Genomic DNA, 759 nt, shown 5'->3' on the forward strand with positions numbered 1-759 from the left:
CGCTTGTAGCTGACGGTCGCGGTGTTCATGCCATCGGTCTATGCCGCAAACTGAACGCGAGTTAAGTTGATAACGCCCGGCGGCCACCGCAGCGGCAGCTCCCGAAGATGAGCCTCCTGCGGATCGTTCGATGTTCCAACATTGCCGGTAATGCCGTTGAGAACGGATCCACTCATTCCTGAAGTACCAAATTCCGGGCATGTTGTTCTTCCGATTGTACGGAGCCTGCATCTCGCGCGTGACGAAAATAGTAGCTGTCGGCCTCGGGACGATAACCTTTAAACTGACGACTCCCTTTTTCCTGAATCCGGCCAGCTTCGGAAGCGCCGTTATCCTTGCGAAGGAACGGTATACCATGAAAGAGGCCCTCGTCGGCGCCGGCAACAGTCTCGGCATCTTCATAGAACTCGGTGACCGCATTGATGCTCGGGCTGACCTCGTCGTGTGCCGCCCGGGCTCCAAAGGCGTCACTTCTCCCGCCTTCACGAGCGAGGCCAACGGTTGCATCATAATCCATGTATTCGCTGAGCCTGATTCTAATAAATCTCTCTGCATAGCGCTAAGACTAAAGGTTTGTGTTTCTCCAAAACCGAGTTCCGGATGGACGCGAAATCAGTTCCTCCTTAGGCAGCATTTATCCCGAGTATACTTTCATCGGCGGCCCGCCGAATGAGCCATCAGGCAACTTCGCCTTCACGAAATTCGGACTCCCTTCTCGTCCAGCAGAACACAGCCGGCAGGGTCGTAGCCGATATCGAT

Annotated in this window: 1 protein-coding gene; it reads right to left on the bottom strand. The window is 54.9% G+C overall.

Features of this window, described 5'->3' with window-relative positions:
- Positions 1-172: 172 nt before the first annotated feature.
- Positions 173-517 (bottom strand): hypothetical protein, encoded by a 345-nt coding sequence (locus AC0L2R_RS33785; RefSeq protein WP_473514112.1) that lies wholly within the window; start codon positions 515-517, stop codon positions 173-175.
- Positions 518-759: the final 242 nt, after the last annotated feature.

The organism is Mesorhizobium sp. WSM4820, assembly GCF_055811075.1.